This window comes from Sphingosinicella sp. CPCC 101087 (assembly GCF_004151485.1).
Lineage (GTDB): Bacteria > Pseudomonadota > Alphaproteobacteria > Sphingomonadales > Sphingomonadaceae > Allosphingosinicella.
In genome coordinates, this window is sequence record NZ_SBFF01000003.1 from 35,522 (window position 1) to 49,292 (window position 13,771).

The window sequence follows — 13,771 nt, forward strand, 5'->3', positions numbered from 1 at the left end:
GCCAACTGGCATCGGAAGTCGTCCCTATCAAGCAAAAGGCGCGACCTGGCGGTCGGCCTCGGCCGAAGAATCGCCTCCCCTTTGCGCGAGCCTTGCAGCCTCGCCGCCCGCGCCTGGACTTGAAGCCGTCACGCTGCCGGCGAAAGGTTCGGCTAGTTCGCCTCCGGCTCGACGCCGGGAAGAGTGAAGCTCACGCGGGCGCCGCCCGTCGGCAGATTCTCGATCCAGATCCGGCCGCCATGCGATTCGATGATCGTGCGCGAAATGGACAGGCCCAGGCCGAGCCCCTGCGCCTTTCCCGATGAGAAAGCGGTGAACATCGAGGCCGAATCCGCCCCGAAGCCGCTGCCATTATCCTCGACCGTGATGGTCACATGATTCGCGTCCGCCCGGCTGCTCCGAATCATGATCGCCGGCTTTTCCGCCGTGGCCACCGCCTCGCGCGCATTGCGGATGAGGTTCAGCAGCACTTGCTGGATCTGGATCCGGTCGGCCACAACGAAGGCCGCATTGGCGCCGATCCGCTTGCGGATGTCGATCCCGTCCCGCTTAGTCCCCATCGTGCCCAGGGCAATGGCATCATCGATGATCCTGGCGATCGGGACCGACCTCAGCTCCTTGGGATCGTTGGACACCATCGCCCGCACCCGTCTGATTATCTCGCCGGCGAACTGCACCTGGTGCTGGGCGGCGCGCAGGCCTTCCGCCGCATCCTCTCGGTCCCCCTTGCCGGATGAAAGTATCTTGCGGCTCCCCACCAGGAAATTGGCCGCCGCCGCAAGCGGCTGGTTGAGCTCGTGCGCCAGCGTAGCGGCCATCGCGTTCATCGCCTCCACCCGCGACAGATGCGACAGCTCCGCCTCCAGCTGGTCCATTCTCTTGCGGTCGCTGATGTCCTGGTCGGTGCCGTACATCCGGACGACGCGGCCCTCGCCGTTGCGGGTTGGGATCGCCGAGATCAACCGATGGCTTTCTGCGCCCCCAGCCGTCTTCGCCCGCAGCTCGTAGACTTGCGGCTCACCGGTCACGATCGCCTCGGTGATCGCCTCGGCGACGACGAGACGCGAGTCCTCGTCGAGCATGGCCTCGAACTCGGCCAGCGTCGGTGGGCCCGAAGCCGGATCGCGCCCGTACATCTCGTAGAGCTGCGGCGACCAGCTGATCCGGCCGGTCTCCAGGTCGAAGTCCCAGTCGCCGACCCGGGCGATTCGCTGCGCTTCCTCGAGCCGCCGGTTCGCCTCCGCCGTCTCCGCGGTCCAGCGGTCGCGCCGCCGAAGCAGGGAGATGAGGACGAGAGCGAAAGCGATGGTGATCACGGCGACGAGGGCGGCGACCGCGACGATCAGCCGGGCCCGCTGTCGCGCCGGCCGCAAGACGTCGTCCCGCAATACTCCGTAGGTGGCGAACAGCGGATAGTCCTCGAGCCGGCGATGGCTGAAGAATCGGATCTTTCCGTCGAGAGCGCCGGGGCCGAGATAGGTGCCGTCCGGATCGGCCTCCTGCCTGCGCATCGCCAGGGTGCCGCGAAGATCCTCGCCGGCGCTGATCTGCCCGCCGGTGATTCGCGCCCGGGTGATGCCGTCGAGGCCGATCACCGAAATGATATCGGAGGGACGGACCGACACGCCGTCATGGAAGCCGATCAGCTGCTCGGGCGCGATGTTGATCGCGGCCACGCCGGCGAAGGATCCGTCTTCGCGTTCGATGCGCCGGGTCAGCCAGATCACCTCCCGGCCGAGCCGGCGCGAAAAGGCGGGAACGCTGACGAACAGCCGATCGCCCGGCTGCTGCACATGGATGCGAAAGGCCGGATGGTTGCGCACATTGGTGCCGGCGACGCGCGTGCCCAGCGTCGAGGCGACGAGATTGCCGTCCGCGTCGACGAGGCTGACCCCCAGGAAGCTCGGATTGCCGGCGATCGGCCCGCCGATCCGGGCCGGCCGGTCGAGCGTTCCATGACTGAGCCCGCCTTCGCCGTGGACAAATCGCTCCGCGAGATGAAGCGTCGCGATGTTCGCCGCCTCCAGGGTGCGTGTCAGATACTGCTCGAGCATGATCGCGCGGTTCTCGTTCTGCCGGATCGCCGCTTCGACCGCCTCGCGGCGCTCGACCTGGATTCGCTGGATCGGCGCCAGGACGACGAGCACCAGGACGAACGCCGCGAACAGGCCGATCAGCAGACGCGTCCGTTGGCCTGCCTTCAGCTCGCTGATCTCGTGAAGGCGTCCGTCGCTCATCGGATCGGGATTAGGCGTCGGCTTCCTGCCCGGCAATTTTGAATTCCACAGCTATAGCCTTCATTCCCATGCGGCAGCGCAACCAAGCGGTCTGCTACGTCCGATCGAATCGCCCGCCGCTTCGTCTCGATTGGCGCTTTTCCCTCGAAACCAGGCGGACGTACCCCTGCCGCCTCGAAGAAAGTCCCTGGCCGAAGGCCTCAGGATAGCGGACCCCTTGCCTTCGTCCATCATGCTTATGGAAGGCGGAGGGATTCATGCATCTGATCGGCAGGCTCGCAGCATTGGCATTGCTCGTCATGCCAATGGCGGGCGCAAGTCTTGCGGAGGCCTCCCCGGGCGCGGCCGAGCCCTCGGGTGCGGCCTCTATCGAGGTGCCTCCGCTCGAGCATCGTGCGCGGGTGCTGCAAAATGGCGCCCGTATATTCACCATCCGCGACACGGCTTCCCCGACCGCTTCCGTCAATGTCTGGTACGATGTCGGTCAGCGCGATGATCCGCGCGCCCGGGGCGGGTTCGCGCACCTGTTCGAGCATCTGATGTTCAAGACGACGCGCAACCTGCCGCAGGGCGTGACGCCGTTCGTGACCGAGCTTGGCGGCACCACCAACGCGTCCACCCTGTTCGATTTCACCGCTTATTACGTGACCGCCCCCGCCGACCGGCTGGAAGCCTTGTTGTGGATGGAAGGCGAGCGGCTGCGGAACCTCGTTATCGACGAAGCGAGCTTCCGGTCGGAGCGCGACGTGGTGAAGGAGGAGTTGCGCCAGCGAATCTTCGCCCAGCCTTACGGCCGAATTCTCTACACCCTCATCCCGGCCTTCACCTTCACCACGCATCCCTATGTGCGGCCGATCGGCGGCACGGCGGCCGACCTCGACCAGGCGACATTGGCCGACGTGCGGGCCTTCCACGAAGCCTATTACCGGCCGGATAACGCCGTCTTCGTCATCTCGGGTAATTTCGATCCCGATCAGGTCGACGCCTGGGTGGATCGCTATATCGGGTCCGTCGAGCGGCCCGACCGCCCGATCCCGCGCGACGAGCGCACCGAAACGGCGTCCCCGGGGGCCCGCGTCGTCGATGCCTACGCCCCCAACGTCCCCTTGCCGGCCATCGTCTTCTCCTGGCGCGCACCCGCGGCCGACGATCCCGACGCGCCTGGAATGGCTCTCATCGAGGCATTGCTGACCCGCGGCAGCGGCGCGCGTCTGCGCCGCCGCCTCGTCGACGAGCTCGGGCTGGCCTCCAACATTTCGGCCTTCAATCTGCCGGCTCGCGACGGCCATGCCTTCGCCCTCGTCCTCACCTTGGCCCAGGGCCGCGAACTGGCGGAGGCCGAAGCGGCCTTTGCCGCCGAGATTGCCCGGTTGCGCGAACAGCCGGTGGGCGCGGCCGAGCTCCGAGCGGTTAAGAACGCCATGTTCGGCGATGCGCTGAGCCGCCGCGAGACCGCGCGCGGCCGCGCCTTCGAGCTCGGTGGCGGCGTCATCCTGGACGGCGACCCGCATTATGAGGACCGGCGCCTCGCCGCCATACGCGACCTCACGCCCGCCGATCTCCAGCGCATTGCCCGGCTCCGCCTGGACGACGCGCGAAGGGTTACCATCCGCTATCAGGATGAATCGGTTCGGCCGGCCGGCTATGCGGGCGACGCCCCGCCCGACGTCACGGCCATGGGGACGCTCGTTCCTCCGGCGACGCGTCCGCCGGTGACGATCGCGGCCGAGGCCGAGCGCCAGGCACCGCCGCCTGCGGGCGTGGCGGCGCCGCGCACGCCTCCAATGCTGGCCGAGCGACGGCTCGACAACGGCCTCAGGGTGATCGCCGCTCGGTCGACCGATGTCCCTCTGGTGACGCTCAAGCTGGTCATCGCGGGCGGCGACGCGGCGGATCCGCCCGGCAAGGCGGGGCTCGCCGACCTGCTCGCGGCGGTCTCGCTGCGCGGCGCCGGCGGCCGCGACGCCGCGGCCATTGCCGAGGAAATTGCGGCGCTCGGCGGCGCGATATCCTCCTCTGCGGATCCCGACGCGACCATTCTCACCGTCTCGGTGCCCGCGGCGAACGCGCTTCCCGCCGGCCGTCTTCTTGCCGACGTGGCAATCAGGCCGGATCTGCCCGAAGCCGAGATCGAGCGCGTCCGGCGTCAGCAGGTCGACGTCCTGGCCGTTGCCGCGCGCCAGCCGATGCAGGCCGCGCTGCGGGCGCTTCCCGCCGCCATGTTCCCAGGCTCCCGCTACGGCGTCGTCCCGACCGTCACCACTTTGTCCGCGATCGGGCGCGCGGAGCTGGAGGCGGTCCATCGGCTCACCTGGGGCCCGGCCAACGCAACCCTCATCGTGTCCGGCGGCCTCGCGCCGGACCAGGCCTTCGCGCTGGCGCAGGCCCTGTTCGGCGACTGGTCCGCGACGGCGGGCCCGCCGTCGCCGGCGACGCCGGTCGGGGCCGCGGAGCCGCAGGTCCTGGTGGTCGATCTCCCGGGGGCGGGGCAGACGGCGGTGCTCGCGGCGATGCGCGCGGCGGGCCGTGAGTCGCCCGAATGGCGGGCGCTTCAGGTCGCAAATGCCCGCCTCGGCGGCGGCCGGCTCGGCTGGCTCGGCGAGGAGATACGGGTGCGACGCGGCCTCAGCTACGGTGCGGGCAGCCTCGTCGACGTCCGGCGCGACGCTACCCTGGTCATCGCGGCCACCCAGACCCGCAACGACGCCGCGCCCGAAGTGGCCGGTCTTATCCTCGAGCAGGTGCGGCGGCTGGGCGCGGAGCCCATCTCCGCCGCGGACCTGGCGGAGCGATCGGCCTTCCTCGACAACAGCCTGGCGTCGCAAACCGAACAGGCGGAAGGCCTGGCCGCCTATCTCGCCTCGTTGGTGGCGGCCGGCGCCCCGCTCGATGCGGCTCGGATCGAATTGTCGGGCGAAGCTTCGGCCGACGCAGGTCAGGTCTCGGCCGTCGTCGCGCGCTATCTCCGGCCGGAGACGGCGACGCTCATCCTCGCCGGCGATTCCCGGCAATGGATTGACGCGCTCCGGCGGCTTTATCCGCGGCTGAGATTGGTGACCGTCGAGGGAGGCGCGGCCGAGGAAGCGGCGGCTACGGCCCGCCGGTGACCACCGGCAGGTCGTGGCGGGCGCCCCATTCGGCCCATGATCCGTCATAGACGGCGGCGCCCTCATTCCCCAGCCGCGCCAAGGCGAGCGCGATTCCGGCGGCGGTGATCCCGGATCCGCAAGTTGCGGTCACCGGCAGGTCTGGATCGAGCCCGGCGCCGGCGAACAGCGCGCGCAGGTCGGCGGCCGCTTTCAGCGTCCCGTCGGCGCCGACCAGGCTCGTCAGAGGCACGCTCCGCGCGCCAGGCATGTGGCCGCTTCGCAGTCCCTGGCGGGGTTCGGGTGCTTCGCCGGCGAAACGTGCGGCGGGGCGGGCGTCGACCAGTTGCGCCGTCTTGGTGGCAAGATCCTGCTTCACGCCGGGCACGTCGCGGACCAGTTCAGGGCGAAAACGCGGCACGAAGCGGGCCGGCCTGGGGGTCGGCATTCCGGATTCGATCGGCCGCCCTTCGCCGCTCCATTTGGGAAATCCGCCATCCAGCACCCGAACCCGCTCCGCACCCATGGCGCGGAAGGTCCACCACACCCGGGCCGCCGAGAATAGCCCAACCGTGTCGTAGACGACGATCTCGTCGCTCCGGGAGATGCCCATCCGTCCGACGGCCTCCGCGAAGTCGGAAGCCGAGGGCAGCATGTGCGGAAGCGGGCTTTCCCGGTCGGCGATCGCGTCGATATCGAAGAAGACGGCGCCTTTGATGTGTGCGTTGCGATACTCCTCCAGCGCATCTCGGGCGTCGAGGTGCCAGCTCGCGTCGACGACGCGCAGGTCGGCGTCTTCCAGCCTTGCGGCGAGCGCCTCGGTCGTGATCATCGGATCCGGCATTCCCCCATTCCTCCCCATTTGCTGACCTAAGGAAAGACGATCCGGTCGCGCATTTCCGCAGCCACCCGCCGAAAATTAACGGCGGCACTGGCGGATCGCGCCGCGCAGTCCATCGTGGGTCTGTAGAGGGCGGGAGAGTGGCATGGGCGGACTGGGGCGGTTGTGGATCCTGATTTCGGTCCTGCTCGGATTGGCCGCGACGCCGGCCGTCGCCGAGATCCGTTTTGCGGTCACTCTGCCGGAAGGGGCCGCGAGCGAGCCGATTACGGGCCGGCTGATCGTCGTCGCATCGCCCGCCGCCGATCCCGAGCCGCGGCTCCAGATCGGCATCACCGGGCCGCCCGCCTTCGGCATCGACGTCGAAGGGCTGCGCCCCGGTGCCACCGCCGTCGTCGAAGGCAATGTCGACAGTTTCCCGGTGGACCTCGCTTCGCTGCCGGCGGGCGACTATCATGTTCAGGCTCTCCTGGTGCGCTACACCCAGGTCAACCGCGCCGACGGCCACCGCATCTGGGTGCCGATCAGTCATCGCCGGGTCTTTGCGTGGATGATGGAGGGGAATCTCTACAGCCGTCCGGTCCGCGTCCGGCTCGACCCGGCCGGATCGCAGCGCGTCGACCTGGCGCTGACTGAGACGATCCCGCCGACGCCCGAGCGCGTGGAGACGGCGTGGATCAAGCACGTCCGGATCCGCAGCGAGATATTGTCCCGCTTCTGGGGCGTGCCGATGCACATCGGGGCAAGTGTCCTGCTGCCGCGCGGGTTCGACGAACATCCCGACGTCAAATATCCTGCCGTCTACGTCTTCGGCCATAGCGACGCGCCGTTCAGCTTCACCACCGATCCGGCGACGAACACCGAACGCGCGCAGGCCGCTGCGCGCGATGCCAATGTGAAGACCGGCTACGAGTTCGCTCAGGAATGGATGTCGGACGGCTTCCCCCGCATGGTGGCGATCACGTTCGAGATACCCAGCCCCTATTTCGTCGAATCCTATTCGCTCAACTCGGCCAATAACGGCCCCTACGGCGACGCGATCACGCAGGAGCTGATCCCCTATCTGGAGCGCACGTTCCGATTGATCCCCCAGCCTTATGCCCGGATCGTCGAAGGCGCCTCGACCGGCGGCTGGGAAGCGCTGGCGATGCAGGTCCACTATCCCGAGCTGATCGGCGGGGCCTGGGTGTTCAATCCCGATCCGATCGACTTCACCCGTTACCAGCTCGCCAACATCTACGAAGACGAGAACATGTTCCAGGTCCGCCTGAACCAGTGGAACGTGCGCGAGCGCCCGTTCCGCCGCTCGCGCGAGGGCCAGCCCTTGTTCGACGTACGCGGCCTGGCGCGGCTTGAATCGGTTCTCGGCTCGCGCGGCCGCTCCTTCTATCAGCTCGGCATCTGGCAGGCGACGCACGGGCCAGTAGGGCCGGACGGCTATCCGGTGCCCTTGTTCGACCCTCGCACGGGCGCGATCGACCGCGAGGTCGCCGAATATATGCGCGACAACGGCTTCGATCTCAGCGCCCATGTCCGCCGCAACTGGGAAAGGCTCGGGCCGCAGCTGCGCGGGCGGATCAACATGTTCGCCGGCGAGATGGACGATTTCTACCTCAACCTCGCCGTCTACAAGTTCGAGGAAATGATCCGCGAGGTAGGCGGCGCCGATTATCCGGCCCGCTTCGAATATGGTCGGCCGAGGAAGGGACATAACTGGCACCATACGGACTGGGCCGGGGTCGTCCGCGAGATGGCCGAGCATGTCCGGCGCAACGCGCCGCCAGGCGAGAGCCAGGCCGCCTGGAACTATTGAGGAGGACAGGGGATGCGGCTGAAGCTGATTGCAGCGCTGGCGGGATGCCTCGGTGTCGGGGCCCTCATTCCCCTGACCCTCGCATCGGCCGATCCCCAGCCCAAGGTGACGACGTTCGATGAGATCAGCGTCCAGCGGCTGAACATCGTGGAGCCGAATGGCCGCTACCGGCTCGTGCTCGCGAACAGCGCGCGTTTTCCGGGCCTTTTCATGGATGGGCGGGAATATCGCCACCACAGCCGCACCGGCGGCGGCATGTGGTTCTACAATGACGATGGCGACGAAGTGGGCGGGCTCACCTATCGCAACAATGCCGCCGGCCGGACGGCCAGTGCCAGCCTGATGTTCGATCAATACAAGCAGGACCAGACGGTCGGGATCGAATATACGGAAGGCGGCGGCCAGCGCCGGGCGGGCCTGCGCGTGTGGGACCGGCCGGACTATTCGATCCAGCCGCTGATGGAGATGAGCGACCGGGCGGCGCGGGCGTCCAGCGACGCCGAGCGCGACCGCATCCGGGGCGAGATGCGGGCCTTCGCGCAAAGCCAGGGGGGCGTCGGCGCGGAGCGCGTGTTCGCCGGCAAGACTTCGGGCGACGCGATCGTCCGGCTCGCCGATCCCGAGGGGCGGCCACGCTTGCTGTTGCGGGTGGGCACCGACGGGACCCCGAGCATCGAGTTCCTCGACGAGGCCGGAAACGTTGTTCGGCGCATCGCCGCCTGATCCCGCTCGCCGGGGCCATTCACCGCTTGACGGGGACCGTCATCGGTGATGCCATGTCGCATGGACCATGGCAGCCGACTCCGCTGGTTCGCCCGCGAGGTGCTCCCGCACGAAGCGGATGTCCGGCGGTGGCTTGCGGTCCGGCTGCGCGGACTCGATTCCTGCGATCTCGATGAAGTCGTCCAGGAAGCCTATGCGCGGCTGTGGAGCGCGGACCTCGACCGCATCCTGAATCCCCGCGCTTATCTGTTCGTCACGGCGCGCCATATCGTCGGCGAGCATCTCCGCCGTTCCCGCATCGTCTCGATCGAGCTGATGGCGGATTTGGAGGAGTTGAACATCGTCGACGATGAGGTAAACGCACATCGCCGGCTGAGCGGACAGCAAGAAATCGCCCGATTGCACAGGATAGTAAAAGAGCTTCCACCAAAATGTCGCCAGGCCTTCCAGCTGAAGAAATTCGAGGAGCTTTCGCAGCGCGAGATCGCCGCCCGGATGGGCGTGGCGGAAAGCACTGTGGAAAAGCACCTGGCCAAGGCCTTGCGCTTCATCTCGGACAAGATGAAGTCGGCTGAGGACGAGGCGGAGGTTCCAAGCGTTGGTACGAATCGTCTCTGGAAGCGCGCAAGGCGTTGACGAACTGGCGGCGGCCTGGGCCGTCCGTTCCGCCGAGCGTGCGCTGACTCCCCAGGAGCAGCAGCAGCTCGACGATTGGCTCTCCCAAAGCAGCCGACACGTCGGCGCGTTCGTTCGCGCCCAGGCGATCTGGACCGACGTCGATCGGGTGGTCGCCCTGGACGATACGACTCGCGCCGATCCGGTCGCGCCCGAGTCGGCTTCCCGCTGGCGCCGATATGCGATCGCGGCGTCGCTGATCCTCGCTATCCTCGTGGGAGGGATCACCTACGACCGCTTCGTCGGCCGCATCGCCACGGCCCGGGCCGAGGTGCGCGAGATCGCCCTCGACGACGGTTCCAGAGCGGTGCTCAATGGCGGTGCCGTGGTCCAGGTCCGCTATGACGAGAACAGTCGCCAGATCGTTCTGCGGCGGGGCGAAGCCCTGTTCGACGTCGCTCATGACACCTCACGTCCATTTGTCGTCACCGCCGACGATGTGACGGTGCGGGCGGTGGGAACCCGCTTCGCGGTCGCGGTGGAGGGTGGCGATATCGAAGTGACGGTGGCGGAAGGCACGGTCGAAGTCGCCAAAGCGGGTGAGCCACCACGGCTGATCCGGGCCAACCAGCAATTCGTCGTGGCGCCGACCGGCCCGCGGCGCGCCTCGCTCGACGAGGCCGAGATTGGCCGCCGCCTGGCCTGGGAGCGGGGGCTGCTCGTGTTCAGCGGCCAGTCGCTCGAGCGCGCCGCGAGCGAGGTCAGTCGCTATTCTCCCGTGCCGGTGGTGATCGACGATCCCACTTTGGCGCGAGCCGAGTTCGTCGGAGTCTTCAGGATCGGCGACGGCCGCGCCTTCGCGACGGCGGCCGCCCAGGCTTTCAACGGCGCGGTGGTCGAGCGCGACGGCGGGCTTCATCTCATGCGGCGCCCCAGCTCGCCATCGCATTGAAACTTTCGCGTCATTTAGTTCGAACACCGATGGTGGATTCCCCCCTGCCGTCGCTCGTTCCCGCTGAAGGACATTAATGTCCGCATCGACGGGAGGGCAGTTCGATGGAAGGGGCGGGATCAAAGCATAAGGCGCTTCGGACGGGACTGATGGTCGGGGCGGCTTTCGCCCTCTTGTGGTCGGCACCGGCCATGGCTCAGGAGCGGCAGCGTTACGACCTCGCGGAGGGGGATGCCGCTCAGCGGGTCCAGGCCGTCGCGATCCAATCGGGCGTGCAGGTCATCGCCCCGAGCGCTGATCTCGCCGGCGTCAGAACGCGCCCCGTGGCCGGCGAATATACGCCGGCCGAAGCACTTCGGCAGATGCTCGCCGGCACCGGCCTCGAAGTCGCTTCCGGTAGCGGCGGCGCCCTGGTGGTGACTCGGCCGTCTGCGGGCAGCACCGCGCTGGGATCCGTAGCTGCTTCGCAGGCTTCCGCCGAAATCGATGCGGGGGCCGCGCAGGACTCGCAGAACGTCTTCGTCACCGGCACACGGATCGTTCGCGAGGGCGTTGATACGATCCGGGCCGCGACCGTAACCGACGAGGCGGAGTTCGAGCGCCGCGCTTATACAAACGTCATCCAGGCGCTGTCGGACACGCCGGGCTTCGCGGCGCCCGCGAGCGGCCAGGTCCAGACGACGCAGGCCGCGCTTGGCGTCGCTCAGAGCTTCTCCAACTTCTTCGGGCTTGGATCACAGCGGACCCTGACGCTGGTCAACGGGCGTCGCTTCGTCTCCTCCAACACGGTCTCGGGCACTGGCGGGCCCGTCTCACCCGGCTCCCAGGTCGACCTCAATCTGATCAACGTCGGCCTTGTCGAGCGGGTCGAGACGGTCGCCATCGGCGGCGCTCCGGTCTACGGCTCCGATGCGATCTCCGGCACCGTCAATGTCATCCTGAAGGATGATTATGAGGGCCTCGAGCTCACCGGACAGGCGTCGCTCAGCGAGCGAGGCGATGCCGCGAGTCAGGCGGTACGGGGCCTGTTTGGTCACAATTTCATGGAGGGCCGCGGCAATATCGTCCTCGGCGCCGAATATGTGCGCCAGGAGCCGATCATCCTCTCCGATCGATTCCCGGCCCTCGCATTGCTCGGAACGGAGAACGCTGACGACCGGACTGACGGTCTGCCAGCGCTCGTCCCGATCGAGCAGGTCTTCGCGCTGATGACCGAAGGCGGGCTACCGTTCGTCGCCGGGGGGGCGCCCAACGAGGCGACTCTCATAACCGTCAACGGGGCAGACGCGTCGGACACCAACCTTCCCCTCCAGTTCGCCAATGGAGGGGTGCTCATCCCGTTCGTCCGCGGCGCACGCTACTTTGGCGATTCGGGTGGGGCGCTGCGCAACGGAGGTCAGGGCGTAAATCCGGGCGATCACATCAACCTGGTCGCGCCGAACGAGCGCTACCTTTTGAATGCGCTGGGCAATTTCGACGTTACCGAAAACATTAATCTCTTCTTCGAGGCCTCCTATGCGCATACGGAGGCGACCGAACTCAGCGAACTCTACCAGTTCGCCGCGCCGGGCGTCGGCGGTCCGCTCCTGACCTTCAGCATCGACAATCCGTTCCTCCCGGCGGAAACCCGCGACATATTGCGGGCCAATGGCGTGACTTCGACTTTCCGTCTCAACCGCAACCTCAACGACATCGCCGACAGCCAGCCCACCCGCACGGAACTCGACGTGTGGCGTGTCGTCGTCGGCGCCCGCGGAGACTTCGAGCTTTGGGACAAGGCCATCAACTGGGATGTGGCCTATAATTATGGCCATAGCCGCAATCGGTCCGAACTCAACCAGATCAACCTCGAGCGGTTCCTGGCGGCGATCGACGTGGTGACCGACGCGAGCGGCAACATTGCGTGCCGGTCCGGCGGAAGCTGCATTCCGCTCAACATATTCGGCGAGGGATCCTTCACGCCCGAAGCCGCGGCGGCGGTAATCGACCAGGGCGTCGGAATCAGCGAGAATTCGCTCGAGGAGATCACCGCCAATATCGGCGGGCGGCTTCCGTTCGGCATCGCCGAGCCGATCGCCTTCAGCATCGGTTATGCTCATCGCACCGAGAATGGTTCCTTCGAAGGTAACGATGTCATCAACAACGGTCTGTCGCTGCTCGCGCCCCTTGGCGCTCCGCCCCCCTGGCCAGTGGCCTTTCCCGACGCGCCGGAGCGAGGGTTCAATACGGATGAAATCTATGCGGAGGCCGCCGTCCCGCTCGTCGACGACGAGATGGGCTGGCCGGTTATCAGGCGCCTCGAGTTCGAGGGAGCCGCCCGCTATGTTTCCCATTCGAGCACCGGAGGTGCCGTCACTTGGTCGGCTGGCGGCCGCTTCGAACCGAGGATCGGCCGAATCACCGACGGATTGATGATCCGCGGCGTCTTCACCCACGCGATTCGCTCGCCCTCGATCGTCGAGCTGTTTCTGAACGCGACTCCGGTGGCGCGGAATGCGAACGATGTTTGCGCGCCGAGCCGCATCGACCAGGGCCCGAACCCCGCCGTGCGTCGTGCCAATTGCACGGCGGCGCTCGCGGCGGTGGGGGTGAACGATCCGACGGCGTTCGTGCCGACCACGAGCGGGGCCTCGCCCTTCGGCGTGATCGGCGGCAATCCCGACCTCGACAATGAGGAAGCCGATTCCTGGTCGGTCGGCTTCGTATGGCAGCCGCCGGCCATCCCGCGCCTGCGCATCAACGCCGATTATACCGAGATAGATCTCACAGGCGCGATCACCCGGTTCACGCTGGGAACGGCGCAATCCGCCTGCTACGACAGCCCGAACTTCCCGGACGAGGGCGCATGCGACGCTTTCAGCCGCCTGACGGCGGCCGAAGCCGCAGCGCAGAGCGCGGCGACGGGCCGAACTCGCATCGCCGGGGACATTGCTGACGGCTACCTCGAATCCTACTTCAACAGCCAGAGGATCGATTTCGCGGGAATTATCGGCGAGGTGGACTATCGCGTGCCGGTGCCCAATTTCGTCGCGGGTCCCGATTCCGGGTCGGGCGCGATCCGGCTCAACCTCAAGGTCTTCCACATCAGCCGGTTCCGCACCCAGACGTCCGGCGCCGCCCCGATCGTCGAGACGGCGGGCGAGCTCGGGACGCCGAAATGGCGCGTCAGCGGGCGAGTCGGCTTCGTGTTCGATCCGTTCGACCTCGACGTCAATGTGATCTGGACGGACAACACCGTGCTCGACCTACTCGCGACGGACGAGGATATCGCGCCCGAGATCAACAACGTGCCATCCTACACGCTGGTGAACACCGCGCTCGGCGTCCGGCTGGAGGAGGACTTCTTTCTCCAGTTCAGCGTTCGCAACCTGTTCGACCGGAAGGTGCCCTTCCCGGGCATTGTGCAGCGCGAATTCGGCATCTTCGATCCGATCGGCCGGACCTACACGGCCACTGCCACCGTCCGGTTCTGATGTCGGAGATCATGCCTTCGTGCCGTGGTGG

General features: G+C 67.2%; 8 protein-coding genes. 6 read left to right on the top strand and 2 right to left on the bottom strand.

Going from position 1 to position 13,771, the window contains the following annotated elements:
• Positions 1-152 precede the first annotated feature (152 nt).
• A complete protein-coding gene (locus EKM57_RS05490) occupies positions 153-2,237 on the bottom strand; it encodes an ATP-binding protein (RefSeq protein ID WP_129791494.1) in 2,085 nt (694 codons plus the stop codon).
• Between the two features lie 257 nt (positions 2,238-2,494).
• On the opposite strand from EKM57_RS05490, the gene EKM57_RS05495 reads away from it, so the two are divergent.
• Entirely contained in the window at positions 2,495-5,344 is a 2,850-nt protein-coding gene (locus EKM57_RS05495; protein ID WP_129791495.1) for a pitrilysin family protein, read from the top strand.
• Here the strand turns inward: EKM57_RS05495 and sseA are convergent.
• Positions 5,328-6,167, bottom strand: a complete 840-nt coding sequence (gene sseA, locus EKM57_RS05500; protein WP_129791496.1) for a 3-mercaptopyruvate sulfurtransferase — start codon at positions 6,165-6,167, stop codon at positions 5,328-5,330. The genes EKM57_RS05495 and sseA overlap by 17 nt on opposite strands.
• Positions 6,168-6,309: 142 nt before the next feature.
• On the opposite strand from sseA, the gene EKM57_RS05505 reads away from it, so the two are divergent.
• The 5 genes from EKM57_RS05505 to EKM57_RS05525 all read left to right on the top strand — a co-directional run bounded on the left by EKM57_RS05505 (position 6,310) and on the right by EKM57_RS05525 (position 13,740).
• Entirely contained in the window at positions 6,310-7,977 is a 1,668-nt protein-coding gene (locus tag EKM57_RS05505) for an alpha/beta hydrolase-fold protein (protein ID WP_129791497.1), read from the top strand.
• 12 nt (positions 7,978-7,989) lie between these two features.
• A complete protein-coding gene (locus EKM57_RS05510) occupies positions 7,990-8,700 on the top strand; it encodes a hypothetical protein (RefSeq protein WP_129791498.1) in 711 nt (236 codons plus the stop codon).
• A gap of 99 nt (positions 8,701-8,799) precedes the next feature.
• Positions 8,800-9,336 (top strand): RNA polymerase sigma factor, encoded by a 537-nt coding sequence (locus EKM57_RS05515; RefSeq protein ID WP_206185302.1) that lies wholly within the window; start codon positions 8,800-8,802, stop codon positions 9,334-9,336.
• Positions 9,299-10,267, top strand: a complete 969-nt coding sequence (locus tag EKM57_RS05520; RefSeq protein ID WP_129791500.1) for a FecR domain-containing protein — start codon at positions 9,299-9,301, stop codon at positions 10,265-10,267. The genes EKM57_RS05515 and EKM57_RS05520 overlap by 38 nt, the downstream gene beginning before the upstream one ends.
• Positions 10,268-10,416: 149 nt before the next feature.
• Positions 10,417-13,740 (top strand): TonB-dependent receptor, encoded by a 3,324-nt coding sequence (locus EKM57_RS05525; RefSeq protein WP_165357196.1) that lies wholly within the window; start codon positions 10,417-10,419, stop codon positions 13,738-13,740.
• Positions 13,741-13,771: the final 31 nt, after the last annotated feature.